Here is a 26,285-nt window from a genome sequence, read left to right on the forward strand (position 1 = left end):
TTTATTGCGCGCCAATCTTTCCGCTTGCCGCGATCGAACTGATAGCGTTACCATTGCTTCGACAAGAGAGACTTGTCAATGCCCGATCAATGGGCTTTGACGTTCGGGGACTAGGGAGAGGATGAAAGTGAAAGCGCGCCTGTTTTGCTGGATGATTGCCATGGCCGGAACGGCGCTGACGCCAGTTCTGGCGCCCGTGGCGCAGGCCGAGGACGGCTATGATCTGTGGTTGCGCTATCCGCCCGCCGATCAGGCGCGCGCGCCGGTTTTGGCGGCCCATGCGACCGCTATCGTGGCGGCCGGGACCAGCCCGACGCTGACCATCGCGACGCAGGAATTGCAGCGCGGTATCGCCGGCATGACGGGCACCACACCCGCTATGTCGGCAACGGTCCAGCAAGGTGCACTACTGCTGGCGACACCGGCATCCACCCCTGCCCTGCCGGTCAAGACGGACGGGCTGGGCGCGGAAGGCTATGCGATTCGCAGCGCGACGGTAGACGGCAAGGCGGTCACGATCATCGCCGCGAACAGCGACGTGGGCCTGCTGCATGGCACCTATCATTGGCTGCGTCTGGCACAGAGCGGAACGAGCCTCGACAAACTCGACATTCGCAGCGCGCCGAAGATCGGACTGCGCCTGCTCAACCATTGGGACAATCTGAACGGCACGGTCGAGCGCGGCTATAGCGGGCAATCCATCTGGGACTGGTGGCGCCTGCCGGACTGGAAGGGGCCGCGCTACAGCGACTATGCCAGAGCCAATGCCTCGATCGGTATCAATGGCACGGTGCTGAACAATGTGAACGCCAAGGCCGACAGCCTGACCGCACCCTATATCGAGAAGGCGTCGGCGTTGGCGGACATCTTCCGCCCCTATGGGATCAAAGTCTATCTGTCGGTCAAATGGACCGCGCCGATGGAATTGGATGGCCTCAAGACCGCCGATCCGCTCGATCCGCAGGTCGCCGCATGGTGGAAGGCAAAGGCGGACGAAATCTACAAGGCAATCCCCGATTTCGGCGGTTTCCTGGTGAAGGCCAATAGCGAGGGTCAGCCCGGACCGCAGGATTATAATCGCACCCATGCCGATGGCGCGAACATGCTGGCAGCAGCGGTAAAGCCGCATGGCGGGATCGTGATGTGGCGCGCCTTCGTCTATGCGCATGACAATCCCGACGATCGCGCCAAGCAGGCCTATACGGATTTCAAGCCGCTGGACGGCAAGTTCGCCGACAATGTGATCGTGCAGGTGAAGAATGGCGCGATCGATTTTCAGCCGCGCGAACCCTTCCACCCCCTTTTCGGCGCGATGCCCAAGACGCCGCTGATGATGGAATTCCAGATCACCAAGGAATATCTGGGGCAATCGACGCACCTGACCTATCTTGGCCCGCTATTCGAGGAGACTTTGGACGCGGACACCTATGCCAAGGGCAAGGGATCGACCGTTGCCAAGGTCATCGACGGATCGCTGGAGGGCCACAAGCTGACCGGCATCGCAGGCGTCGCCAATATCGGCGTGGATCGCGACTGGAGCGGGTCGATCTTCAACCAAGCGGACTGGTATGCGTTCGGCCGTCTGGCGTGGGACACCAGCCTGTCGGCCGAGACGATCGCGAAGGAATGGGCGGAGATGACTTTCTCGCCCGACCAGAAGGTCGTGCAGCCGGTCGTCAAGATGATGATGGGATCGCGCGAAGCGGCGGTCGATTATATGACGCCGCTTGGCCTGGCCCATGTCATGGATACCGGCCATCATTATGGGCCGGGACCATGGGTGTCGGACCTCGCACGGCCCGAATGGAACCCGGTCTATTATCACAAGGCGGACGCGAACGGCATCGGCTTCGACCGGACGAAGAGCGGCAGCGATGCGGTGGGCCAATATGCCGCGCCGGTCGCGAAGCTGCTGGCCAATGCGAAGACCACGCCGGAGCGCGATCTGCTGTGGTTTCACCATGTGCCATGGGATTATCGTCTGAAATCGGGCGACAATCTGTGGGACGGACTGGTCCACAGCTATGACCGCGGCGTGACCTATGTTGCGGACATGCAGACGACTTGGACGTCGCTGAAACCCTATGTCGATGCGGAGCGCTTTGCGGAGACGGAGGCGTTTCTGACGATCCAGCATCGCGAAGCGCAGTGGTGGCGCGACGCCAGCATCGCCTATTTCCAGTCGGTGTCCAAACGCCCCCTGCCCGCCGGATCGGCTGAACCCGCCCATGATCTCAATTGGTACAAGGCGCTCAAATTCCCCTATGCGCCGGGGCACAATTGATATTTCGCTTTAAATATAGCGGATGATGCCGTTACCATTACGCTGACGACATCATCCGCTCCCAAGGGGAAGGGCGCCGCATTTGACCGATACCAGAAGCTCCCGCCGACAGCGCAACGCGCCCACCATCAACGACGTCGCCGTCCATGCCGGCGTGTCGCCCATGACGGTGTCGCGCGTCATCAATGGCGAGCAGGTGGTGCGCCCCGTTACGCGGGAAAAAGTGGAAGCGGCGATCGCCGCGCTCAACTATGCGCCCAGCGCCGCCGCGCGGACCTTGGCGGGGGGCGACGAAACGCGGATCGGTTTGCTCTATTCCAACCCGTCATCCTCCTATCTCAGCGAATTTCTGGTCGGCAGCCTGGATCAGGCCAGCCGCAGCAGCGTCGATCTGGTCGTGGAAAAATGGGATGAGGAAACGTCCGTCGCATCGGTCGTCGCGCATCTGAAGCGCGGGCGGATCGACGGGGTGATCCTGCCGCCGCCGCTCTGCGACCTGCCTGAACTGGTCGATGCGCTGGACGAGGCGGGCATTCCCGCTGTGGCCGTGGCGACCGGGCGCGCGCCAGGAGAACTGCACGCCGTCAGCATCGACGACAGGCTGGCGGCCTATGAAATGACGCGCCATCTGATCGCGCTGGGCCATAGCCGCATCGGCTTCATCAAGGGCAACCCCAATCAGAGCGCGAGCGCCAGACGGTTCGAGGGTTATGTCGAGGCACTGGGTGAATCCGGCCTGCCGGTGCAGGACGAACTGATCGCGCAGGGCTTCTTCACCTACCGATCCGGACTGGACGCGGCCGAACATATCCTGTCGCTGCTCGATCCACCGACCGCCATTTTTGCCAGCAATGACGATATGGCCGCCGCGACCGTGGCGATCGCGCATCGCACCGGACTGGACGTGCCGGGCGACCTGACGGTGTGCGGGTTCGACGATACGTCGCTCGCGACCACCATCTGGCCGGAACTGACCACCATTCGCCAGCCGATCAGCGCCATGGCACGCGCGGCGGTGGAGGTGCTGGTGCGACAGTTGAAGAGCCGGCGCGGGGGTGACGCGGAGGAGGTCGAGCATCTGGTGCTGGACCATGCGCTGATCCGGCGACAATCCGACGCCGCGCCGAGAATGCGGCCGCGACTGGGCGGGCGTTAAAACCCAACCTCCGTTCGTTTCTACCCCAGCGACGCCGCTGGATTCGAAACGAACGGAGTTTACAAGAATAGTTACGCCTCGCCGAAAACGCGGGCGAAGATCGTATCGACTTGACGGAAATGATAGTCGAGGTTGAACTTGTCCTCGATCTCCTGCGCCGACAGGGCAGCCGTGACGTCCTCGTCAGCCTTCAGCAACTCGAGCAGCGACAGCTGGCCGTCCGATTCCCACACCTTCATGGCGTTGCGCTGGACGTAACGATAGCTGTCCTCGCGGCTGACGCCCGCCTGGGTCAGGGCCAGCAACACGCGCTGCGAGTGGACGAGGCCGCCCATCTTGTCGAGATTCTTCATCATCCGCTCAGGGTAGATGAGCAGCTTGTCGATGACGCCTGTCAGGCGCGCCAGCGCGAAATCGAGCGTGATGGTGGCGTCGGGACCGAAGAAACGCTCGACCGACGAATGGCTGATGTCGCGCTCATGCCAGAGCGCCACATTTTCCAGTGCCGGCACGACCGCAGCACGCACCACGCGGGCGAGGCCGGTGAGGTTTTCGGTCAGCACCGGGTTGCGCTTGTGCGGCATGGCTGACGAACCCTTCTGGCCGGGCGAGAAATATTCTTCCGCTTCCAGCACTTCTGTGCGCTGGAGGTGGCGGACCTCGACGGCCAGACGTTCAATCGAGCTGGCGATCACGCCCAGAGTGGCGAAAAACATCGCATGGCGATCGCGCGGGATTACCTGCGTGGACACGGGCTCGATGGCGAGGCCCAGCTTTTCCGCGACATGTTCCTCAACGCGCGGGTCGATATTGGCGAAGGTGCCGACCGCGCCGGAAATGGCGCAGGTCGCGACTTCTTCGCGCGCCGCGATCAGGCGGGTCTTGCAGCGCGAAAATTCGGCATAGGCTTCGGCCATTTTCAGGCCGAAAGTGACTGGCTCGGCATGGATGCCATGGCTGCGGCCGATGGTGGGCGTCAGCTTATGTTCGAAGGCGCGGCGCTTGATCACCTCCAGCAACTTGTCGATATCCTCGATCAGGATGTCCGCGGCGCGGGCAAGCTGCACAGCGAGGCAGGTGTCCAGAACGTCCGACGACGTCATGCCCTGATGCATGAAGCGGGCTTCGTCGCCGACCTGTTCGGCAACCCAGGTCAGGAAGGCGATGACGTCATGCTTGGTCACGGCCTCGATCGCGTCGATCGCGGGCACGTCGATCGCGGGGTTGGTCGCCCACCAGTCCCAGAGCGCCTTGGCAGCGGACGGCGGGACGACGCCCAGCTCGCCCAGCTTCTCGGTCGCATGAGCCTCGATCTCGAACCAGATTTTGAAGCGGGCTTCCGGTTCCCAGAGGGCGGTCATTGCGGGGCGGGCGTAGCGAGGGACCATGGCGCGAATCCTTAGCGTCTTGAAAGGAGGAAAACGTGCCGCGCGCCTAGCAGTGTCGGCCCATCGGGGCAAATCGGGAAAGACAGGACGGCAACAACCGGGGCGTTTCCATGATCCGATCAGAAAAGACCGACGAGTCGAGTATATTTTCAAGACGAATGACCCCGCCTGAATGGCTGTTCAGGAACATTCGCCAGTCCCCGTTCATTATTACTCCAGCATAACGAGATTTTCCGAAACATGATCTGTTTCGATTCAATATAAGGTGGCAGGAGATTACCATGGTCCGCACATTCCTATTGACCGCCGCCCTGGCGATAACCGCGCCTGCGATGGCGCAGATGGCCCCCGCACCGGCCGACGGCGCTACGCCAGCGACTCCGGCGGCGCCCGCCACCCCTGCTGCGCCACAAGCCGCCACCCCGGCCGCGCCTGCCAACCCGGCGGCATCGGTCGCGTCGATCGTGGACGCGGAATTCCCAGCTTATGACGCCAACAATGACGGCCAACTGGACCAGTCCGAATTTACGCGCTGGATGGTTGCGCTGAAGAGTCAGGAGATGAAGGCGACCGGTTCCGCGCTTCCCGCAGAGCAGGTCACCGCTTGGGCCAATGGCGCCTTTACCACGGCCGACAAGGATAAGAGCACGTCCATCAGCAAGACCGAGTTGGTCAGCTATCTGAGCGGCGGCGCTGCATAAGGCATAACCGATCCCCCCTGTCACGAAGGCGGGGACATAAGAGCCTAAAGGGTCGCACCGGGAGGCGGCATGGTACGAAGGCCATGCCGCCTCTTTTTTATGGGCAACGGTCGCGCGATCGCCTGATGGCTCGATCGAGATTACGAAACTGCAGACATCATCACGGCGATGTCATGGAAAATTGGGGTTCGATCAGCCCTTTTTGCGGGTATAGAGCAACGCCGCGACGATCGCAGCGGACCCGATGCCGACGGCTGCACCGGCCCATACGCCCTTGCCGGCCGATTTGATCGCCGCGGTGGCGAGGTCGACCCTGTTCCTGTCCTTCGCCTTGTCGGCAGCGGGAGTTTCGGGAACGGCGGCTGCGCCAGTCTCTGGCGCCGAGTCTTCGGTCTTGCTCATGGTCCTTCCAGCTATGCCGTAAAGCGGACGTGGGGAAAAGCCGTAACACGCGATCGAACCTACGACTTTTCCCCCGCGCGCCTTTTGCGCAACACCTCTTGACTTCGCTGGCGGTTCGATGTTGGTAGCGCTATCAATTTAGAACCACCTTTTTAGGAGTTGATGATGCCGGGGGAAAACTCCTTGCTCGCCGTGAATTTGACGGATTGCTTGCCCGCCGACTGGCGCGAAGGTCTGTTTATTGGCCGTGTCCTGACTGCCGCGGGCCCCAGCCCGATCCTTGTAGATAAAGGCATCGCCTACGACATGAGCCAAGTTGCGCCGACAGTGGCGCAACTGGCCGAAAAGCTGCCGCTGGCTGCAGCCTCCGGTGAAGAATTGGGGCCGCTCGACACGCTCGCTTTGCCGCTGCTCAGCCCGGTCGATCTGCAATGCGTCAAGGCGTGCGGCGTGACCTTCGCCCTGTCGGCGATCGAGCGCGTGATCGAGGAGCGCGCGCGTGGCGACGCCAGCGCCGCCGCCGAGATTCGCGGCCGTCTGGAAGAACGGGTCGGCGGCTCCATCCGCGCCGTGGTGCCCGGATCGGCCGAGGCCGCAGCGCTCAAGGCCGCGCTGATCGAGGATGGCCTGTGGTCGCAATATCTGGAAGTCGCGATCGGTCCGGACGCGGAAGTCTTCACCAAGTCGCCAGTGTTGTCGACCGTGGGCCTGGGTGCTGAGATCGGCATCCGGTCGGACTCCACCTGGAACAACCCGGAACCGGAAGTCGTGCTGCTGGTCAATGCCGCTGGGAGCGCTATCGGCGCGACGCTGGGCAATGACGTCAATCTGCGCGATTTCGAAGGGCGCTCCGCCCTGCTGCTGGGCAAGGCGAAGGACAATAACGCCTCCTGCTCGCTCGGCCCGCTCGTCCGCCTGTTCGACGAGGATTTCACCATCGACGACGTGCGCAATGCCGAATTGGAACTGACCATTGATGGGCCGGAAGGCTATCGTCTGGAAGGCCATAGCAGCATGAACCAGATCAGCCGCGATCCGCTGGAACTGGTGCGCCAGACGCTGTCCGAACATCAATATCCCGATGGATTCACCCTGTTCCTGGGCACGTTGTTCGCGCCCGTGCAGGATCGGGACGAGCCGGGCCGTGGCTTTACCCACAAGGTCGGCGATGTCGTCGCCATCTCCACCCCGCGCCTCGGCAAGCTGGTCAACACCGTCGTGACGTCGAAGGACGCCGCACCCTGGAGCTTTGGCCTGACCGCCCTGTTCACCAATCTGGCCGCACGCGGCCTGCTGAAAGAAACCGCATGAGCCGCGCCATCTACCCCAGCCTGGAGGGCAAGCGGGTCTTTATCAGTGGCGGCGGCAGCGGCATTGGCGAAGGGCTGGTCGAAGGGTTCGTGGCGCAGGGCGCGCATGTCGCCTTTTGCGATATCGCCGTGGAACAGAGCGAAGCGCTGGTCGCCCGCCTGTCCGGCGACGCAGCCTTCACGCCGATCTTCCATGCCGTGGATCTGCGCGACATCGACGCCGTGCAGGCGATGATCGGCACGGTCGAGCAGCAGTTGGGCGGGATCGACATCCTGATCAACAATGCCGCCAATGACGATCGCCACACGATCGCGGAAGTGACGCCCGCCTATTGGGACGAGCGGATGGCGGTCAATCTGCGCCACCTCTTCTTCGCGGCGCAGGCGGCGGTGCCGGCGTTGAAGCGCGCCGGTGGCGGTGTGATCCTGAATTTCGGATCGATCAGCTGGCACCTCGCTCTGCCGGAACTGACGCTGTACCAGACCGCTAAGGCCGCGATCGAGGGGCTGACCCGCAGCCTCGCCCGCGATCTTGGCCGGGACAATATCCGCGTCAACACCATCATCCCCGGCAATGTGAAGACGTTGCGCCAGGAAAAATGGTACACGCCCGAAGGCGAAGCGGAGATCGTCGCGGCGCAATGTCTGGATGGCCGTATCCTGCCCGAAGACGTTGCCGCGCTGGCCATGTTCCTGGCGTCGGACGATGCGCGCTATTGCACCGCGCATGATTATTTCATCGATGCCGGCTGGCGCTGACGTCATGAGTGCCGATCCGCAGAGCGTGCTGTCTGTCGGCGCGACGCTGGGCGAAGGGCCGATCTGGGTAGCGCGCGACGCCGCCCTGTGGTTCGTCGATATCAAGGGGCATCGCATCCACCGTTACGACCCGGCGACCGACGTCGGGCGTAGCTGGGCGGCGCCCTGTCAGGTGGGTTGGATCGTCCCGACCGACGACGGGCTGTTTGCGGTCGGCCTCCAGACCGGCGTGCATCGCTTCGACCCGGCGCAGGGCAGCTTCGCCCTGCTCCACGCACCCGAAACGCATCTGCCCGGCAACCGGCAGAATGACGCCTGCGTCGCGCCCGATGGCGCGCTGTGGTTCGGGTCGATGGACGATGCGGAGGAAGCCGATAGCGGTTATTTCTACCGTTTCCACAAGGGCGTATGCGTCGAAAGCGGCCTGCCCGCCGTGTCGATCACCAACGGGCCGGCTGTTTCGCCCGATGGGCGGACGCTCTATCATACCGACACGTTGGGCAAGCGCATCTGGCGCACCGAATTGCGTGAGGACGGCACCGTCGGTAATACCGGCCTGTTCGCGAAGATCGAGGAGGATGCAGGCTATCCCGACGGACCGACGGTGGATGCCGAAGGCTGTTTGTGGACCGGCCTGTTCGGTGGATGGGCGGTGCGCCGTTACGATCCGGCCGGCAAGCTGATGCGCGAAGTGCGCTTCCCCGTCGCCAACATCACCAAGATCGCCTTTGGCGGCGAAGGGCTGACCACGGCCTATGCGACGACGGCGCGCAAGGGGCTGGACATGACAGCGTTGACAGAGCAGCCTCTGGCAGGCGATCTCTTCGCCTTCGATCCCGGCGTGGCCGGGTTGCCGGGCCATATCGCAGCATTGTAAGTCGCAACGATATAAGAATTGGAAGGACGAAGACGGATGAGTGAGGGGAGCGCGGAAAAGGTCAACATGGCCTTTATCGCCGCGATCGTGGCGGTGGCCACGATCGGCGGGTTCATGTTCGGCTATGACAGTGGCGTCATCAACGGCACGCAAAAGGGGCTGGAAAGCGCCTTCGACCTGGGCAAGCTGGGCATCGGCATCAATGTCGGCGCGATTCTGGTTGGGTCGTCCATCGGTGCGTTCGGCGCGGGGCGCATGGCCGACATCATCGGCCGTCGCGGCGTGATGATGCTGGCGGCGATCCTGTTCCTGGTCAGCGCGCTGGTCGCCGGTGCCGCCGGTTCCTCCGCCATCTTCATCATCGCGCGCATCATCGGCGGGCTGGGCGTGGGCGCAGCAAGCGTCATTTCGCCTGTCTATATCTCCGAAGTCACCCCCGCCAATGTGCGCGGTCGGCTGTCGTCGGTGCAGCAGGTGATGATCATTTCGGGCCTTACTGGCGCGTTCGTCGCCAATTTCGTGCTGGCCCGCTACGCTGGCGGGTCCACCGCGCCGCTATGGCTGGACTTCCCGGCCTGGCGCTGGATGTTCTGGTTGCAGGCGATCCCGGCCGCCATCTATTTCCTGGCGCTGCTCGTCATCCCGGAAAGCCCCCGCTATCTCGTCGCGCGCGGGCATGACGATCGCGCGCTGGCCGTGCTGACCCGCCTGTTCGGACCGCAGGAAGCCGCGCGCAAGGTCGCCGAAATCCGGGCCAGCCTCTCCGCCGATCATCATCGCCCCAAACTGAGCGACCTGATCAGCAAGACCACCGGCAAGATCCGCCCGATCGTATGGACTGGCATTGGCCTGGCCGTATTCCAGCAGCTGGTCGGCATCAACGTCGTCTTCTATTATGGCGCGACCTTGTGGGAGGCCGTCGGCTTCTCGGAAGATAATGCGCTTCAGATCAACATCCTGTCTGGCGTATTGTCGATCGGCGCGTGCCTGGGCACGATCATGCTGGTGGACCGGATCGGTCGCAAACCGTTGCTGCTGATCGGATCGGCCGGCATGGCCGTGACGCTGGCGATCGTCGCCTATGCCTTCTCCACTGCCGTCACCGGCGCGAACGGCGCAGTATCGCTGCCCGGTCATAACGGCCTGATGGCGCTGATCGCGGCCAACCTCTATGTGATCTTCTTCAACCTCAGCTGGGGTCCGATCATGTGGGTGATGCTGGGCGAGATGTTCCCGAACCAGATCCGAGGATCGGGGCTGGCCGTCGCCGGCTTCGCCCAGTGGATCGCGAACGCCGCCATCTCCGTCAGCTTCCCGGCGCTGGCCGTATCGCCGGGGCTGGTCGTCACATACACCGGCTACGCCTTCTTCGCGCTGATCAGCTTCTTCTTCGTCCGTGCCATGGTGCATGAAACAAAGGGTCGCGAGCTTGAGGATATGGAAGGCTGAGCAAGGATGCCATCATCCTGCGGGCGGGAGGGCTGGAAGCGGCCTTTTCGCCCGCTGTCGGCGGTTCACTGCTGGGACTGTCGCTGGACGGCGTCGATCTCCTGCGCCGCGCGCCGGAGGGGGCCGGCGATCCGCTCGCCATGGCGAGTTTCCCGCTGGTGCCCTACGCCAACCGGATCGCGGACGGGCGCTTCGCCTTCGAAGGCGCGGATTATCAACTGCCGCTCAATTTCGGCGACCATCCGCACAGCATCCATGGCTTTGGCTGGCAGGCAAGTTGGACAGCGAGTGAGACAGGTAAATCGTCCACGCGGCTGATCCATGAGCATCGCGGCAACGACCATTGGCCGTCTGCCTATCGGGCCGAACAGAAAGTGGCGCTGACGCCATCACAGCTGTCCATCTCGTTGTCCGCCACCAATATCGGCGATGTGGCGATGCCGATCGGGCTGGGCTTCCACCCCTATTTTCTGGCGGATGAGGCCGCTATGCTGACTTTCGGCGCGCATGGCCTGTGGCTGTCCACGCCCGGCATGCTACCCGACCGAGAGGCCCCCGCCGACATGCTGGGTGACTGGTCGCGTCCCGCCATCGTGCGCGGCACCAGCCTAGTCGACAATGCCTATGCCGGTTGGGACGGGACGGCGATCGTCCAGCGCAGCGACGGGGTGCGGCTGACGATGACGGCCACCGGCGCGGACTGGCTGCATGTCTATCGCCCGCCCGGCGAGGCGTTTTTCTGTCTGGAGCCGGTGAGCCACATGCCCGACGCGATCAACCGGGACGGCATGCCGATCCTGGCGCCCGGCGAGACGGCGTGCCTGTCCATGACCATCGCCATCGACAAAATCGAGCAAGCGCTTCCGAAATCCGCCGCAATCGCCTAAGCTGCCCTTCAGCAACGGAAAGAGGGTCTAGCCTATGCAATTTTTGCGGACAGCCTTTTGGGTGGTCATCGCCGTAGCGCTCGCCTTCTTCTGCATGGCGAACTACGTGCCCGTGACCGTGCGCCTGTGGGGCGACATGGTGATGGAAACCAAACTGCCCGTCCTGCTGATCGGCGCATTTCTGCTCGGCGCCCTGCCCTTCTGGATCATGGCGCGAGCGACGCGCTGGCGCTTGAAGCGTCGGCTCGACAGCACGGAACGTGCGCTGGTGGTCGCCACGGCCACCGCCGCGCCGCCGCCATCGCCCGCCTTTTCCGACGCCCCCAGCCTGACCGGCATGGCGGATTCGCCCACTCCAACTCCAATCGTTACAGGACCAGCATGAGCAGCCCCATCTATGTCGCCATCGACACGCCCGACCTGACCAAGGCCCAGACGCTGGCCGGTCAGGTACGGCATCATGTCGGCGGGTTGAAGCTGGGCCTCGAATTCTTCTGCGCCAATGGGCATCATGGCGTGCATGAAATGATGAAGTTCGGGCTGCCGATCTTCCTGGACCTCAAGCTCCACGACATTCCCAATACGGTGGCCAAGGCCGTGCAGGCGCTGCATATGCTGGAGCCGGCGGTGCTGACCGTCCATGCCGCCGGCGGCCGCGCCATGCTGGAGGATGCGAAGGCCGCAGCCGGGATCAATACCAAGGTGGTGGCCGTGACAGTGCTGACCAGCCTGGACGATGGCGACCTGCTGGACATCGGCGTCGGTGGGAAAGCGGAGGATCAGGTCCGCCGCCTGGCCGATCTGGCGCAGAGCGCGGGGCTGGACGGGATCGTCTGTTCCGGCGCGGAAGTGGCGATCGCCAAGGCGGCCTGGCATGATGGTTATTTCGTGGTGCCCGGCGTGCGCCCCATCGGCGGCGCGATGGGCGACCAGAAGCGCGCCGTGACCCCGCGCGAAGCGCTGGATCGGGGCGCATCGATGCTGGTGATCGGCCGTCCGATCAGCCAGGCGGAGGATCCGGATCTGGCCGCGCGCGAGATTGAAGCGACCCTGTAAGACCGGCATCTATGCCTCTCCGCGCCCCGGCGCGGTTGATGGGAGGCATGTTACGCCTATCGAGAAGAGAGCATGGAACTGGCCCCGGCCTACGCCGGGGAACAGGGGCATGGCTTTATGTCGGTGCCTGTTGGCATAGAATGGCCCGCACCGGCACTGCGAGACTGTCGAGCTAAAAGCAGGCGAAGGCCAAGCCATCCTCGGACTTCTTCGCTTCGCTCGCAATCACCGATAACGGGAAATCATATCGATCCGGCGAGACCCGCCGTCCGCCCTCAAGTTAGGCACCACCCTACTATTCGATAATATAGAACATCACGGTCGATATTATTCGGATTTTTTGCTTTTGTTGCTGCCCCTAGACAAGTCCTCACCGGGCAACCCCGCCCTTTCTTGTCGGAGCAACAGGCATGACACGCTTGTCCATGATCATGGCGACCCTGATGGTCGCCGCCGCCCCTATCGCCACGCCGTTATCGGCCAAGCCCGTCGGAAGCGCCGATTATGCCGTCGGGCCGCAATATGACACGACCCATGTCTATGTGCCCGAAGGCCAGTTCGATGCCTTCGTCACCAGCTTCGTCGCGACATTCGGCGGCACCACGTCGAAACAGGGCGAATTTCAGGTTACGCCCACGCCCAGCCTGACCAAGTCGCAACTGGCGCTCACCCCCGCCGGCACCGTGTCCGTCTTCGGTTTCAAGACGCCCATCCCCTATCCCTTCGGCGACGAGCGTACAGGCTATCTGGTGAGCGACATGGACGCGGCGGTCGCATCGGCGGTCGCCCATGGCGCCGTGCGCCGCATCACCACCTTCCCCGATCCGATCGGCCGCGACGCGGTGGTGCAGTGGCCCGGCGGCGTGAACATGCAGCTATACTGGCACACCGCCAAGCCCAACTATCCAGCGCTCGCCAGCGTGCCGGAAAACCGCGTCTACCTGACCGCCGATGCGGCCGACCGCTTCATCAAGGGCTGGACCGGCTTTGCCCATGGCAAGATCCTTTCCGACGATCATGCCGCAAAGGGCGAGGAAATCGGACAGACCGGCAAGACGATCCGCCGCGTCGCGATCCAGAGCGGCTATGGCAAGATGACCCTGTTCGTATCGGACGGGCAATTGCCCTGGCCCTATGGCCGAGACATGACCGGCTATGCCGTTGCCGATATTGACGCCACACTGGCAAAGGCATCCGCCGCAGGCGTGGAAACGCTGGTCACGCCCAAGGCCGTTGCCGGCCGGCTAAGCGCGATCCTGCGCTTTCCCGGCGGCTACATCGCCGAAATCCACAGCCCGGCGGCGCAATAAGATGCGTAGCGAGCATAGCCCCCGCTTCGTCGCGACGATCCTGGACTGGCGGCCGACCTGGTTCGTCGCGCGGTTGCTGCTGGTCGGCGCCTATATGCTTGGAGGCGGCGTGAAACTGGCCGACTGGTCAGGCGCCGTCGCGGAACAGGCGCATTTCGGGATGAACCCGCCCGCGCTATGGGCCGCGTTGACCATCGGGATAGAACTGGTCGGCCCGCTGCTGATCCTGACCGGGCGGCTGGTCTGGCTGGGCGCCGGCATGCTGGGCATCTTCACCTTGCTGGCCGCCTTCACGGCCAACGCCTTCTGGACGATGCCGGCGGGGCAGGACCGTTTCATGGCCACCAACGCCTTTTTCGAACATCTGGGCCTGATCGGCGGGTTTATCCTGATCGCGCTGGTGGCCGGGCGGGCGCGGCGCGATGCCTAAATATCGCGCCTGCCTCCTCCTTTCGCTTTGTGCGTCCGGCCCGCTGGCCGCGCAGACGACCGAAGCCTGGCAGGCGCCGACCCTGTCGATCCCCCGCTATGACGAAGACTGGTCGGACCTGGCCGATGCGGAAAAACGGCGCCGCCATTGGACCGGTCCATTCAAATATATCCCGCTTGGGCCGGACGCCTGGCTTTCCACCGGCGTGGAAGTGCGGGTGCGCAACGAAAATTATGCCGACAATCTGTGGGGTGGGGCCGAAGCGCCGGACGACAGCTATGTCTGGGCGCGAGCCATGCCCTACGCGGACCTGCATGTCGGCGCGGCGGATGGCGTGCATGTGCGCGCCTTCGCCCAGCCGATCATCAGCTATGCCATGGGCGTCGCGCCATCGGCCAGTCCGATCGATCAGAGCCGGGTCGACATGCTTCAGGGCTTTGCGGAGGTCGCCGTTGGCCCGGTCATGCTGCGGGGCGGACGTCAGATGCTATCGCTAGGCACCGAGAGGCTGGTCGGCACCCGCTATGGTCCCAATATGCCGCTGGCGTTCGACGGCGTGCGCGGCAGCCTGTCGCTGGGCAAAGGACGCGCGATCGATCTGTTCCTGCTCAATCCGGTGCAGGCTGGTCCCGACAGCTTCGACGATCGCACCTCCGACACGCGCAGATTATGGGGCGCCTATGCGACATTGCCGCAATTCGACCTCTATTATCTGGGCTATCGCAACCGCGCCGCGCGCTTTGGCGGACGGATCGGGCGCGAGGTGCGTCACAGCATCGGCTTGCGCTTCCATGGCGCACGGGACCAATGGCACTGGAATGTGGAGGCCGTCGGGCAGTTCGGCCATCATGAGGAGCAGCGCATTGCCGCCTGGACGCTGGGCACCGAAGTCGGCCGGACATTGGACGCCCTGCCCCTGTCACCCGATGCGACATTGCGTTTCAACATCGTGAGCGGCGATCGGCATCGCGGTGACGGCACGCTGGGCACGTTCAACGCGCTATTTCCAAAGGGCAAATATTTCGGCGAATTGTCACCTGTCGGCCCGACCAACATCATCAGCGTCAATCCCCGGATCAGCGCGCCGCTGGGCAATGGTTTTTCCGCCAGCATCGCTGCCATGGCCTATTGGCGCTATGCCTGGAACGACGGCCTGTACGATATTCCCGGCAATCTCATTCGCGCCGCCGACCACAGCCGCGCCCGCTTCATCGGCAAGGAAGCCGAAGCGACGCTGGCATGGCAGGCCACGCCCGAACTGGAACTGTCCACGTCGCTGTCGCTCTTTGCGCCCGGCGCCTTCATCCGCCAGACCGGCCCGGCGAAAACCATCGCCATGACCGGTTTCGAAGCCAATTTCCGTTTTTGAACTTCAGGAGCATCGCCATGCCGACTTCGCCTTCTTCCCCCTCTCCCCTGCCCGGCCTGCTGCTGTTGCTGTCGGTCACGACCGGCCTGATCGACGCCGTGAGCGTTCTGGGCCTGGGCAAGGTGTTCACGGCCAACATGACGGGCAATGTCGTCTTTCTGGGCTTTGCCGCAGCGCAGGCGCCGGGATTTCAGGTCGCGCCCTATCTGGTCGCGCTTTTCACCTTCTTTCTCGGCGCTCTTGTCGCCGGGCGCGTGGGGCAGCGCTTTGGCAAGCGACCGCTGCGCCAGTGGCTGACCATCGCGGCGCTGATCGAGGCGGCATTGTTGTGGATCGCGGCGGGCGTTGCGCTGGGCTTTGACGTGCCGACGCTGAAACCCACCGCTGCCCTGTTCGCCATCATCACCCTGACCGCCATCGCCATGGGATTTCGCAATGCGACCATCCGCCAGTTGAAGGTGCCCGACCTGACCACCACCGTCCTGACGTTGACAGTCACGGGAATCGCGGCGGACTCCAGCCTGGCGGGGGGCGGGAATCCCAATCTTGCCCGCCGGGTCGGGGCGATCGTCGCCATCTTCGCCGGTGCGGCCCTGGGCGCGGTGATGGTGATCCATCTGGGGCTGGCCCTGCCGTTGCTGTTGTCAGGCTTCATCGTGCTGACAGGGACGTTGCTGTGCGTGCGGCATCCGGTCGCCGCTTTGCCCCATGGATAGGAGTGGCTGGCCGCACCAAGCCTCGGCGTCACATCACCGGCCCGACGCGACGGTGCCGTCCGGTCCGCTGTGCAGGGTCAATGGCGACAATCGAAGCCGCATCCGGTTTAGCCATTGACCGCACCGGGCCGTCACCACGGCCAGTCGCCAATCATTTGCTGGCTGCCTGGTCGCGCTTGTCCGCTGGCTGCTCGCGATCCAAGACAATAACGCCAGTTCGCCTTCGCTGACATAGGATGTGCCGGGCGGCTGGATGCCCAGGCCCCGCCGCTCTGCCAGACGATGCAGAATGGCGAAACAGCGGACGGCGCGCGGGTCCGGATGGCTGGACCATTCGCCGCGTATGAAGGCCAGCACCCGGCGTTCTACCCGGGTGCGGCGATGCAGCGGCAGGGTGGTCCGCTTCATAAGGCGCGCGCCACAGTCAGCGACAGGATTGCGCCCTGCCATTGATCGCGCTGTTCCAGTCCCGACGCCGTACCCGCGCGGCTGGGCGTGTAGAAGCGGCGAAGGCGGTGCGTATCCTGCCCGTTGATGGCACTGGCTTTCAGGGTCGTCTTGAACCCGGCCAGCGCGCTCGTTTCGACATAGGCGCCCCACAAGGCGTCGTCGCGCCAGGCCAGCCATTCGCCTGTATAATAGACCGACCCGCGCTCGGCCGCCGCATAGTTTATCCCCCAGGAGGATCGCAGTGCGGGCACATCATGGCGAAATTCGGCGGTCAGGCTGCGCGGCGAGATATCGTCCATGTGCCGAGCCCCGCCCGTCACCGGATCCCGCAAGCGCGAGCCGCGCAGCGTGCCGTCCAGCGTCAGCCGCGCGCCGCGTATCGCATCGTCGAGCGGCAAGGTCGCCTGCGCCGTGACACCCCATTGGCGCGCATTGCCGATCGTGCCCAAAGCCTCGTCCCCCGACGGCAGCAACAGATAGCCAAGCAACCCCTGATGCCATTGATGATAGCCCTCGACCGCGATCGCGCCGCCCTTGCCCCAGCGATGATCGATCCGGGCCAGCCCGCGGGTCACGCGAGCGGGACGCAGGCCGGCATTGCCGCCAAGCGGCCTGCCATCGGCCTGGTTCACCGATGCGGCAAAATCGCCGAAGTCGAGTTGATCCACCGTCCGGCGAACACCGACGCGCAGTTGCGTGCGTCCCGTTGGCGACCAGACGAGCGCGGCCGAGGGCTTCCAGTAGGACAGACTCTGTTCGTTCGGAAAGTCGCCGACGACGCGGATGCGCGACATCTCAAAGGCCATGCCGCTTTCCAGATTGAGCGTGCCGGCCAGTTTGACGGTAAGATTGGCAAAGGCTTCGCCGCGCAATTCGGACACGCGCGTATCGGCATTGGCAAGATTGACCGGCAACAGACCGCCGCCCACATCCTCCGCATAATCCAGCCGGCTCGACAAGCGGTTATAGGCGATTTCCATGCCCAGTTCCGGGCGGATCACATGGTCGCCCTCCTGCGTCAGCGTGCTGCGGCCGACGAGTTCGAGCGGCTTTTGTCGAAGCGAGGAGACGCCCTGATAGCCCGGCTCGGCATAATTTTCATCCGTGGCGCCGTCCTCCAGCCGGGCGAGGCCGACCAATTTGGTGGTCCAGCCCGATCCAATCGCGCGGGTCCAATCGAGGCCCAATTCGGCGCTTTTCCCCTTTTCTTCGTAGACGATATCACGCATCGCCCGGGGCGCGCCGTCCCGCTCGCCCGCAAAAATGTCGATGGCGCGGCGGGAGCGGAAACCATCCTTGTTCAGTCGCAGATTGACGGTCAGCGCGCCGCCCGCAACCGCGCCGGACGTGGAGGCGGCCAGCCCCCATTCGGGTGCCTTGGCCGTCGTCTTTTCGAACCGGGTCTGCGTCAATTGACCTGCCGCATCCCGATTATAATAGAGGCCCTTGGCCGGGAAGCGCGCCACTTCCCCGGACAGTTCGACATTGGTCTGCCAGCCGGCGATGCGGCGGGCATGGCTGATCTGTGCGGAGGGGGACAAGCGCCCATCGGACGTATGGCGCACCGTGACGGACGCATTGCCCGAGCCCCCGGCATCGGTGCGCAGGATGACATTGGCCACCAGCGTCTGCCCCTGCGCCTCGGCCGCGTCCGTGCCGCGCAAGAGCAGGATGCGTTCCACGCGCGAGGCGCTGATCCGGCGCAGCACCTGGCTGATCCCGCCAGCCTTTACCGTGGGACGCTGGCCGTCGATCAGGACGTTGCCCGCCGCGCCGCCGAAGCCACGCAGGCTCGACCCTTCCGACAGCAAAAAGCCCGGTGTCCGTTCCAGCATGTCGAGCGCCGTCTGGGGCTGGAAAGGCGCGTAAAAGTCTGCCGGATATACCGGATTGGGACCGGCTGGTATCACCGGCGGGTGCGTGGGATGCTGTGTGGCCATATCCGGCCGCACTTGATCGTCGGAGGGCGTTACCGCCACGGCGGCGAAGCTGGAAAAGAACAGGGTCAGATTCATCGCATGAAAAACTCTACCGGGACGATCCGTTCGATCGTGTCGCCAATGACATCCTTAGGTGGCTTGGGCAGCGGCTGCGCGCGTTTCGGCGGCTCGACCGTGGGCTGATCGATAGCGGCTTTGGCCGCTTCCTTCTGTCCCTTTTCCGGACGGGGCGGCACGTCCCGTATCGGTTCGGGAGAAGGCGCTATGCGGACATCGGCTGCCTGCGCAATGTCGGTCACCAGCGCGAAACCACCGGTCCGCCGGACCGGACAGCGGTCCAGATCGGTCTGATAATTCTGGAAACCGGCAATGAGTTGCGCTGCCATCGTCCGCCCCTAAAAATGATGTGCGGCGCCTAGATTAATTGCGATGGATTCGCAATAGCATATACTATCAATCTCGTCATCCTTCCAAGGCCAACCCGTTTTTTGGCACCTAACGCCTTCAAATCCTTTGCCGCTGCAGCATGGCCCGCTGGCCATCTTCACAATCCGACCGAAATATTATTTCTATAATGTTACATTGCATATGAGAGTCAATCTCATTAATGGCCCGCAGCAAGCGGATGAGAGATTCGCACAGACAGTCGATCGCAATGCAAATGATCAATTTGGGGGGCCATGCCATGTCCGTTACCGTCAAGCTTCTTGCCCGCAATTCCGGCGCCTCGGCCGTCGCCCTGGCCCTGCTGAGCGCCGCCCATGCCTATGCGCAGGCTCCGGCAGGTGACATCGATGCCGATTCCATCATCGTCACGGGCAAGACGGAAACGACCGGCCTCCACCTTTCGTCGCGCGAAACGCCGCAATCGGTGACCGCCATCGACAGCCTGCGCATGCAGGAGCAAGGGCTGTACGAAATTTCCGACGTGATGGATCAGGTCGTGGGCATCCAGTCCAATCGGACGAGCGCCCTCGGCACGGACGGCACCGCCTACACGGCGCGCGGCGTGGCGGTCAAAAACTATCTGGTCGATGGCGTCGCACGCCCGACCAATCTTTATGGCTTTACCGAGGATACGGCCGATCTAGTCGCCTATGAACGGGTCGAGGTCATCCGCGGATCGGCAGGCATGATCACCGGCACCGGCAATCCCGCCGCCGCGATCAACATGATCCGCAAGCGCCCAGGCACCGATCTGCGCGCCAGCGTATCGGCCCGGGTCGGATCATGGGACATGTACCGGATCGAGGGCGATGTGGGCGGTGCATTGACATCCGACGGCCGGGTGCGCGCACGCGTCGCAGGTGCCTGGCAGGATAATGACACCTTCATCGATCGCGAGCATATCAAGCGCAAGGCGCTGTACGGCGTGATCGAAGCGGACCTGGCCCCCAATACGTTGCTGACCGCCGGCGTGGAATATCAGAATTTCCGCAGCACCGGCGCATCGCGCGGCGGCGTGCCGCTCTATTTCACCGACGGTAGCGAGACCCATTTCGCGCGATCGACCAATGGCGGGGCGAATTGGTCGGACTTCAGCCGCAAGAGCACCAACATCTTCGCCTCCATCGCGCATGATTTCGATCCGAGATGGCATCTGCAGATCGACGCCGAACATAAATCTGGCTCCTATGACGAGACGATCGGCTATTTCTTCGGCACGGCGATCGACAAGAATACGGGCCTTGGCGGTACGTTCTACGCCACCCGCTGGGCATCCGACCTCAAGCTGGATGCCGTCTATGCCAATTTGCGCGGCAGCTTCGACGCATTGGGACAGGAACAGCATATCGCGCTGACGCTGAGCCATGCCCAGTTCAACGACGACCAGACCCCCTATCCCGGCTGGTGGGACGGCCCAGACTATATGAAGTCGATCGACGCGCTGACATATTTCAAGACCGGCGACGTGCTGAAACCCGACCTGTCGGCAACCGGCAGCCTGGCCGGCAATCGCGTCAAAACCAGCGCGGCCGCCGGTGTCGCGCGCCTGAAGCCGATTTCGCCCCTGTCCATCATCATCGGCGGCCGACTGACATGGTGGAAACAGGACAGCTATGCGCAGGGCGTGACCGGTCCCCGGACATGGACCCCCGGCACTCGGGAAAAGGCCGTGCTGACCCCCTATGTCGGTGCCGTGCTCGACATCACCAAGACCCTTTCGGCCTATGTCAGCTATGCCAGCGTGTTCGAGCCGCAGACGGCGCGTACCGTGAACGGCGACATGTTGGCACCGCTGGAAGGGAATACCTATGAAGCTGGCCTGAAGGCCGATTTCTTCGACGGGCGCCTGGCTGCGAGCGCCGCAGTTTTCCGCATGAAGCAGGACAATTATGCGATTGCCGATGGCGATGGCATCTTCGCCCCCGACGGCAGCACCGCATATCACGCCGTATCAGGCATGAAATCGTCCGGTTTCGAACTGGAAGTGAATGGCGAGATTCTGCCCGGATGGCGCGTTGCGGGCGGCTTTGCCAATGCGCGATCGGAAGATCGCGATGGCGTGCGCCAATTGCCACAAACCCCCAAGGACAGTTTCAAGATGTTCACCACCTATCGGCTGCCCGGCGATCTGGATGGGCTGACGATCGGCGGCAACCTGCAATGGCAGGGCAAGGGGCGCACCGAATATGCGGGGCCAAATGGCGTATTCTACACACAGGGCAGCCTGGCGACACTGGACCTGATGGCGCAATATCGTTTCTCCGACCATCTGACGCTGGCCGCACATCTGGATAATGTCTTCGACAAGACCTATTATTCGGGCCTATCCACTGGCAGCGCGCGCTATGCCGCGCCCCGCAGCCTGATCTTCACGCTCAGGGGCAGCTTGTAAGCGCATGATCGTGGCGCCCCTTCATTCGCACTGGACTGCCTCCGCTGCATCAGCAGCGCAGGCATCGCCGTTCAGCGTACCTGATTGCGTAGCCGTTCCTTTTCCTCCGTCTGCCAGACCGTGTCGCCACTTTGCCAATTGGCCGGACATCCGGAGCAATCCTTCATCCAGGCGTCCTGGAACACCGCAAAGCGGATGCGTGACGCATCCATGATAGCCCCTTCCAGATTGGCTTCGTAGAATTTCGCTTCCAGCAAATCTGCATGGATCAGTTTTGCGCTTTTGAATGACGCGCCTTTCAGCAGCGCTTTTTCCAAAGTCGCCGCCGTAAAATCGACGCCGTCGAACGTCGCATGACCGGCCCGGGCAAAGGCCAGATTGGCGCCACGCAGCGATGCGCCAGTCAGCCGCGCACCATTGAGGAATGTCATGGACAGGTCTGCCCCTTCCAGATCCGCGCCTTCCAAATTGGTGCCGGTCAGGTTCGCATGCCGCAGATCGGCGCGCGACAATTTGGCGCCATTCAGGTCGGCGCCCGTCAAATCGGCGTTCGCCAGATCGGCAAACCGCAGGTCCGCCCCCGGACAGGCGGTGTGCGGGGCGATGGTACATCCGTTCACGACCCAAGGGGACGGACGCTCTTCTATATTGACGATCTTTTGCTGAGCATGGGCAGGCGTGACAGCCGAGACGGCCAGCAGTGAAAGGACAATCAGGCGCATGGGATATTCCGATCCATGGGCGAAAGAGGGTGCCCGGCCGAAGACGCGAGGGAGGTCGCATGTCCGGCCGGGCGCTTCACGCGGCGTGTCGGCGCCGCGCCAAGATAATTCAGGCGTCGGGCAGTTCGAACACCCAGAAGGAGCCGCCCTGGCTGACCGTGCGGGTCAGGTCTGCCATGTCGCCGCCCCATAGCGGCACCGCGCCGCCATAGCCGGAGGCGAGGCCGATATATTGCTTGCCATCCTCTTCCCAGACGATCGGCACGGACACCACGCCGGACCCCGTCTGGAACTTCCAAAGCTCCTCGCCGGTCTTCGCGTTGAAGATCTTCACATAGCCATCGCTGGTGCCCTGGATGACGATATTGCCTTTGGTGGTGACGTTCCCGCCCCACAGCGGCAAATGTTCCTTGGCTTCCCAGGCGATCTTACCGGTCTTGGGGTCCATCGCGCGCAGCACGCCGACATGGTCGTCAAACTGCTTCCTGATGCGGAAACCCTGCCCCAGATAGGCGGCCCCCTTGTTATAGGTGACATTTTCGGTCCAGTAATCTTCCGACCAGTCGTTGGACGGGATGTAGAACAGGCCGGTGCCGGGATTGTAGGACATGGGCATCCAGTTGGTACCGCCGAGGAAATTGGGCGTGACGCGGATGCTCTCGCCCTTGTCCTTGCCCGGCGCTGGCGGCGGCGGGCGCTGGCCCGGATTTTCGATCGGCCGCCCGTTGGCGACATCCCATTTGCTGGCCCAACTGATATTGGGGACGAAGGGATAAATGCCGAGCGCGCTGCCCTTCTGCTTGCTGATCCTCCCGTCGCGCTTGGTCAGCTTGTCGAGGTCGGTCAGGAAGAAATAGCCGTTGCGGTCGGCATGGGCGCCCGCCCGGATCGTCTTGCCGTCCTTCTCCAGATCGAACAGCACGATCGGGTTGTTGCCCGAAAAATCCCAGGCGTCGTTGGGCGTATGCTGGAAGAAGCCGACCGGCTCGCCCGTCGAAGGCTCGATATAGACCTGACCCGACGTATAGAGGCTGTCGCCCGGCGAGCGTTTCCACGTATTCCACGGCGCGGGGTTGCCGGTGCCGATGACGATGGTGTTGGTCTTTTCGTCATAGGTGGCAGACTGCCACGGTGCGCCGCCGCCGTGATTCCAGGCCTCGACCTTCTTGCCGTCCTTGTCATTGGGCCAACTGGGCGCCTTGGGATCGCCGGTGAAGCTCGACGGCTTGCCGTTCAGGCGACCCTGATGCCCTTCCACCATCGGGCGCATCCAAATTTCCTCGCCCGTGTCGGGATCGCGGGCGTATAGTTCGCCCACCACGCCGAATTCGTCGCCCGACGATCCGTGGATCAGCATGATCCGGCCGGTCTTCTTGTCCTTCACGATCGTGGGCGCGCCGGTCATGGTGTAACCGGCCTTGTGATCCTGAAACTTCTTGTTCCACACGACCTTGCCGGTCTTGCGGTCCAGCGCCACCATCCCCGCGTCCAGCGTGCCGAAGAAGATCTTGTCGCCATAAATGGCCGCGCCGCGATTGACGACGTCGCAGCAGGGACGGATATCGTCGGGCAGGCGGGCGGTGTAGGACCATATCTTCTTGCCGGTCTTCACATCCAGCGCGAACACGCGGCTGTAGGAACCGGTGACATAGATGACGCCGTCATAGACCAGCGCCTGACTTTCCTGTCCCCGCTGCCGTTCGTCGCCGAAGGAGAAGACCCATTTGGGCACGACCTTCTTCGCGTTTTCACTGTTGATCTGGGTCAACTCGCTATAGCGCTGCGCTTTCACGCCCAAGCCATACATCAACACATTGTCGTTGCTTTTATCATCCGCCAATATGTCTTCCCAGGTCACGCCGGGCAGCTTGAAATCATGCTTCTGCGCCGCCGGCTGGCCGACCACCGGTGCCGCACCCAGCACCGCCATGGCGCACGCCATCAGACGCCCCCGTCTTCCCATCATCGCATCCTCCTAAAGCCAGACTGCGGTCATTCCCGCTTGTCGAAGCCAAGAGTAGGCGGCGTTTTATGAGATGGTCCTGATGGCTTTATGAGAAAGCGCTCAGACTGACTTATGCTTTGGTCCGATGCCGCAGCAGGAACCCGACCCCGCGCACGGTCGAAAGGTCGGGCGCCCCGTCATGGCGGATAAGATGCTTGCGCAGATAGCCGACATAGACGTCCACCGCATTTTCGGTGACCTCCGCATCCTGTCCCCACACCTCATCCAATATCTGCCCTCTGGTGACGACCTGCCCCGCCTGACGCGCCAGGCAGTGGAGCAGGTCGAACTCGCGACGGCTGAGGGGGAGCGATACTTCTTCCACCCGCGCGGCCCTGCCGCGCACATCGACCACCAATCCATCCAGCACGATCCGGTCCTGAGATTGGACGGCGCTGCGCCGGATCATTACGTTCAACCGCGCCAGCAACTCGTCGAACGAAAAGGGCTTGGTCAGATAATCGTCCGCGCCGCAGCGAAAGCCGTCCAGCCTGTCCTCCAGTTCCGCGCGCGCGGTCAGCATGCAGATGGGAAGGTCGTTGCCCTTAGCGCGCGCCTCTCGGCAGAGGTCGGCACCATCCGCATCGGGCAGGCCCAGATCCAGAATGGCCGCATGAAATTGACCCGATGCCAGCCGTGACTGCGCGCGGCGCCCCAATGTCTGCCATTCCACGGCATAGCCTTCCGCCGTCAGGCCGCGATGGACGAACCGGCCAATGCCCGGATCATCCTCCACAAGTAATATCCTCAAACCCGCGCCGGCAGCCTGAGCGACACGCATAATCCTTCTCCCTCATCCCTGTTATAGGCGCTGATCCGGCCCTGATGAGCCTGGGCAATCCAGCGGGCCAGCGACAGGCCGAGCCCGGTGCCGCCCAGCGATCGGCCCGCTTTCCCTTGCACATAGGGGTCGAAGATGCGGTCCAGTTCGCCATCCGCGACGCCCGGCCCCTCATCGGCGATGACGATCCCGACCTCCCCATCTGTATGGGTTCCGTGCAATCGGATCGTGCTGCCGGGGGGAGAGAATTTGACCCCATTATCCACCAGCGCCAGCATCGCCTGCCGCAAACGGTCTGCGTCGCCCATGATGGGCATGGGTCGATCCAGCGCCTCCAGTTCCAGCCGGATGCCGCTGGCATGGGCAAAGGAAAAAGCACTCTGCCCGACCTCACGCGCCAATTGTGCAAGATCGACCCGATCCTGCCGTATCGGCAACGCCCCGTCCTCTGCACGGGCCAGGGTCAACAGGTCGTCCAGCCGCCGTTCCAGAAAGAGATTGCTGTCCAATATCTGCTGCAATGCATCGCGCAGAACCGACACGTCGCCATCCATGCGCAGCGCCACCTCTGCCTCACCCCGCATGACGGTGACGGGCGTGCGCAGTTCATGACTGACTTTGGACAGGAAAAGGCGGCGGCGGCGATCGGTTTCGCCCAGCTGCTGGTTCAATCTTTGCAGCTCGCGTGTCCGCGCGATCACCTTGTCTTCGACCGCCAGCGCCATATCCTCGAAATGCGCGATCAATTGCCGGACTTCCCGCAATCTGCTGCCGGGCAACGGCTTGCGATCATCCTCTTGCGCGATGGAACGGGTCGCGTTGGCCAGAGCCGCAAGCGGAACCACCAGATGCCGCCACAGGAAGAAAGCCCCACCGAATGGCAGGGCCAACAATAGGCAGATGATGACCGATATCAGTCGCCATGCACCGATCTGCGCTTGCTGCGCCTGCTGCGTTGCGACCTGCGCTTCACTATTCTCCTGCGCCGCTATGCTGCGAACCAATTGTCTGATTGCAGGCAATGCACCCGGGCCGGACTGAAGCAGCTGGAGCAGATGCCTGGCATTGGCTTCCTCCCGCGCCTGATAGCCAAGGTCCGACGCATCATCGCCCATCAGCGTCGTTTCCTCGGCGATGCTGGCAAAATAGGCTTTGACCGCCACACCCAATTCGGTCTGGGCAGTGGTGGAACGGTTCAGCAAGAGCTGGGCCGACTCCGCGTCGATATGTGCCAGCAGCAAAGCCTGCTGCTGCGCCATATCTGCTCGCCGCGCGAATTGATGCGTCGATCCTTGCAGGTAGATTATAGTGCCCAGCAAAGCGCCAAGGCCCATCGCGACGGCGATGGCACCGGTTAGGAACAGACCCCGAAATCCCACCAGAGTCACCACATATCCTCTCCAGTCCCCAGCCTCTGCAGGGCTTGGCGAAAGGCTAGATCATGGCTCGCGCAA

24 protein-coding genes are annotated in these 26,285 nt (G+C 63.2%); 15 read left to right on the top strand and 9 right to left on the bottom strand.

Annotated features, from left to right (window positions below):
* The first annotated feature begins 151 nt into the window (after positions 1-151).
* Positions 152-2,284: an alpha-glucuronidase family glycosyl hydrolase gene (locus tag F4U95_RS00840; protein WP_425505026.1), complete on the top strand. Its 2,133-nt coding sequence runs from the start codon at positions 152-154 to the stop codon at positions 2,282-2,284.
* A gap of 82 nt (positions 2,285-2,366) precedes the next feature.
* Positions 2,367-3,440: a LacI family DNA-binding transcriptional regulator gene (locus tag F4U95_RS00845; RefSeq protein ID WP_120253120.1), complete on the top strand. Its 1,074-nt coding sequence runs from the start codon at positions 2,367-2,369 to the stop codon at positions 3,438-3,440.
* 71 nt (positions 3,441-3,511) lie between these two features.
* On the opposite strand, the gene purB is transcribed toward F4U95_RS00845, so the two are convergent.
* A complete protein-coding gene (purB, locus tag F4U95_RS00850; protein WP_120253121.1) occupies positions 3,512-4,828 on the bottom strand; it encodes an adenylosuccinate lyase in 1,317 nt (438 codons plus the stop codon).
* A 281-nt stretch (positions 4,829-5,109) separates the two neighbouring features.
* Between purB and F4U95_RS00855 the strand changes: the two genes are divergently transcribed.
* Positions 5,110-5,529 (top strand): EF-hand domain-containing protein, encoded by a 420-nt coding sequence (locus F4U95_RS00855; protein ID WP_120253122.1) that lies wholly within the window; start codon positions 5,110-5,112, stop codon positions 5,527-5,529.
* 192 nt (positions 5,530-5,721) lie between these two features.
* Here the strand turns inward: F4U95_RS00855 and F4U95_RS00860 are convergent, their stop codons facing one another.
* Positions 5,722-5,931, bottom strand: a complete 210-nt coding sequence (locus F4U95_RS00860) for a hypothetical protein (protein WP_120253123.1) — start codon at positions 5,929-5,931, stop codon at positions 5,722-5,724.
* Between the two features lie 162 nt (positions 5,932-6,093).
* Between F4U95_RS00860 and F4U95_RS00865 the strand changes: the two genes are divergently transcribed.
* The 11 genes from F4U95_RS00865 (at position 6,094) to F4U95_RS00915 (ending at position 16,094) form a co-directional block, all read left to right on the top strand.
* On the top strand, positions 6,094-7,242 hold the full coding sequence (locus F4U95_RS00865) for a fumarylacetoacetate hydrolase family protein (protein ID WP_172598875.1): 1,149 nt from the start codon (positions 6,094-6,096) through the stop codon (positions 7,240-7,242).
* Positions 7,239-8,000, top strand: a complete 762-nt coding sequence (gene xylB, locus F4U95_RS00870; protein WP_120253124.1) for a D-xylose 1-dehydrogenase — start codon at positions 7,239-7,241, stop codon at positions 7,998-8,000. The genes F4U95_RS00865 and xylB overlap by 4 nt, the downstream gene beginning before the upstream one ends.
* Before the next feature lie 4 nt (positions 8,001-8,004).
* The gene (locus tag F4U95_RS00875) at positions 8,005-8,877 is read left to right on the top strand and encodes an SMP-30/gluconolactonase/LRE family protein (protein WP_120253571.1); all 873 of its coding nucleotides are present in this window, start codon (positions 8,005-8,007) and stop codon (positions 8,875-8,877) included.
* Between the two features lie 36 nt (positions 8,878-8,913).
* A complete protein-coding gene (locus F4U95_RS00880; protein WP_120253125.1) occupies positions 8,914-10,326 on the top strand; it encodes a sugar porter family MFS transporter in 1,413 nt (470 codons plus the stop codon).
* A gap of 17 nt (positions 10,327-10,343) precedes the next feature.
* Complete coding sequence (locus tag F4U95_RS00885) at positions 10,344-11,213, top strand: aldose 1-epimerase (protein ID WP_120253126.1); 870 nt, start codon at positions 10,344-10,346, stop codon at positions 11,211-11,213.
* A 34-nt stretch (positions 11,214-11,247) separates the two neighbouring features.
* Positions 11,248-11,598: a lipopolysaccharide assembly protein LapA domain-containing protein gene (locus tag F4U95_RS00890; protein WP_120253127.1), complete on the top strand. Its 351-nt coding sequence runs from the start codon at positions 11,248-11,250 to the stop codon at positions 11,596-11,598.
* Positions 11,595-12,269, top strand: coding sequence for an orotidine-5'-phosphate decarboxylase (gene pyrF / locus F4U95_RS00895; RefSeq protein ID WP_120253128.1), 675 nt, complete (start codon positions 11,595-11,597; stop codon positions 12,267-12,269). Before F4U95_RS00890 ends, pyrF begins: the two co-directional genes overlap by 4 nt.
* 443 nt (positions 12,270-12,712) lie before the next feature.
* The gene (locus F4U95_RS00900; RefSeq protein ID WP_425505027.1) at positions 12,713-13,579 is read left to right on the top strand and encodes a VOC family protein; all 867 of its coding nucleotides are present in this window, start codon (positions 12,713-12,715) and stop codon (positions 13,577-13,579) included.
* 1 nt (position 13,580) lies between these two features.
* Positions 13,581-14,009, top strand: coding sequence for a DoxX family protein (locus F4U95_RS00905; RefSeq protein WP_150411813.1), 429 nt, complete (start codon positions 13,581-13,583; stop codon positions 14,007-14,009).
* Positions 14,002-15,378 (top strand): alginate export family protein, encoded by a 1,377-nt coding sequence (locus F4U95_RS00910; RefSeq protein ID WP_120253131.1) that lies wholly within the window; start codon positions 14,002-14,004, stop codon positions 15,376-15,378. Before F4U95_RS00905 ends, F4U95_RS00910 begins: the two co-directional genes overlap by 8 nt.
* Positions 15,379-15,395: 17 nt before the next feature.
* Positions 15,396-16,094, top strand: a complete 699-nt coding sequence (locus F4U95_RS00915; protein WP_120253572.1) for a YoaK family protein — start codon at positions 15,396-15,398, stop codon at positions 16,092-16,094.
* A 33-nt stretch (positions 16,095-16,127) separates the two neighbouring features.
* Here F4U95_RS00915 and F4U95_RS00920 read toward each other — a convergent pair whose 3' ends face one another.
* From F4U95_RS00920 to F4U95_RS24880, 3 genes are read right to left on the bottom strand one after another with little or no spacing between them, the layout of a single operon-like run.
* Positions 16,128-16,502, bottom strand: coding sequence for a hypothetical protein (locus F4U95_RS00920; protein ID WP_232016267.1), 375 nt, complete (start codon positions 16,500-16,502; stop codon positions 16,128-16,130).
* Complete coding sequence (locus F4U95_RS00925; protein ID WP_232016269.1) at positions 16,499-18,559, bottom strand: TonB-dependent receptor domain-containing protein; 2,061 nt, start codon at positions 18,557-18,559, stop codon at positions 16,499-16,501. Before F4U95_RS00925 ends, F4U95_RS00920 begins: the two co-directional genes overlap by 4 nt.
* On the bottom strand, positions 18,556-18,870 hold the full coding sequence (locus F4U95_RS24880; protein WP_197716465.1) for a hypothetical protein: 315 nt from the start codon (positions 18,868-18,870) through the stop codon (positions 18,556-18,558). Before F4U95_RS24880 ends, F4U95_RS00925 begins: the two co-directional genes overlap by 4 nt.
* A gap of 299 nt (positions 18,871-19,169) precedes the next feature.
* On the opposite strand from F4U95_RS24880, the gene F4U95_RS00935 reads away from it, so the two are divergent.
* Positions 19,170-21,323, top strand: coding sequence for a TonB-dependent siderophore receptor (locus F4U95_RS00935; protein WP_120253575.1), 2,154 nt, complete (start codon positions 19,170-19,172; stop codon positions 21,321-21,323).
* 71 nt (positions 21,324-21,394) lie between these two features.
* Here the strand turns inward: F4U95_RS00935 and F4U95_RS00940 are convergent, their stop codons facing one another.
* The 4 genes from F4U95_RS00940 to F4U95_RS00955 form a co-directional block, all read right to left on the bottom strand.
* Positions 21,395-22,045 (bottom strand): pentapeptide repeat-containing protein, encoded by a 651-nt coding sequence (locus tag F4U95_RS00940; RefSeq protein ID WP_120253132.1) that lies wholly within the window; start codon positions 22,043-22,045, stop codon positions 21,395-21,397.
* 109 nt (positions 22,046-22,154) lie between these two features.
* Positions 22,155-24,011 carry a methanol/ethanol family PQQ-dependent dehydrogenase gene (locus tag F4U95_RS00945; protein WP_120253133.1) on the bottom strand — a complete coding sequence of 619 codons (1,857 nt, stop codon included), beginning with the start codon at positions 24,009-24,011 and terminating at the stop codon, positions 22,155-22,157.
* Between the two features lie 109 nt (positions 24,012-24,120).
* Positions 24,121-24,831: a response regulator transcription factor gene (locus F4U95_RS00950; protein ID WP_120253134.1), complete on the bottom strand. Its 711-nt coding sequence runs from the start codon at positions 24,829-24,831 to the stop codon at positions 24,121-24,123.
* A complete protein-coding gene (locus F4U95_RS00955; protein ID WP_232016271.1) occupies positions 24,798-26,222 on the bottom strand; it encodes a sensor histidine kinase in 1,425 nt (474 codons plus the stop codon). Before F4U95_RS00955 ends, F4U95_RS00950 begins: the two co-directional genes overlap by 34 nt.
* Between the last annotated feature and the right edge of the window lie 63 nt (positions 26,223-26,285).

Origin of the sequence: Sphingobium limneticum, assembly GCF_008710165.1 — a bacterium.
GTDB classification, from domain to species: domain Bacteria; phylum Pseudomonadota; class Alphaproteobacteria; order Sphingomonadales; family Sphingomonadaceae; genus Sphingobium; species Sphingobium limneticum.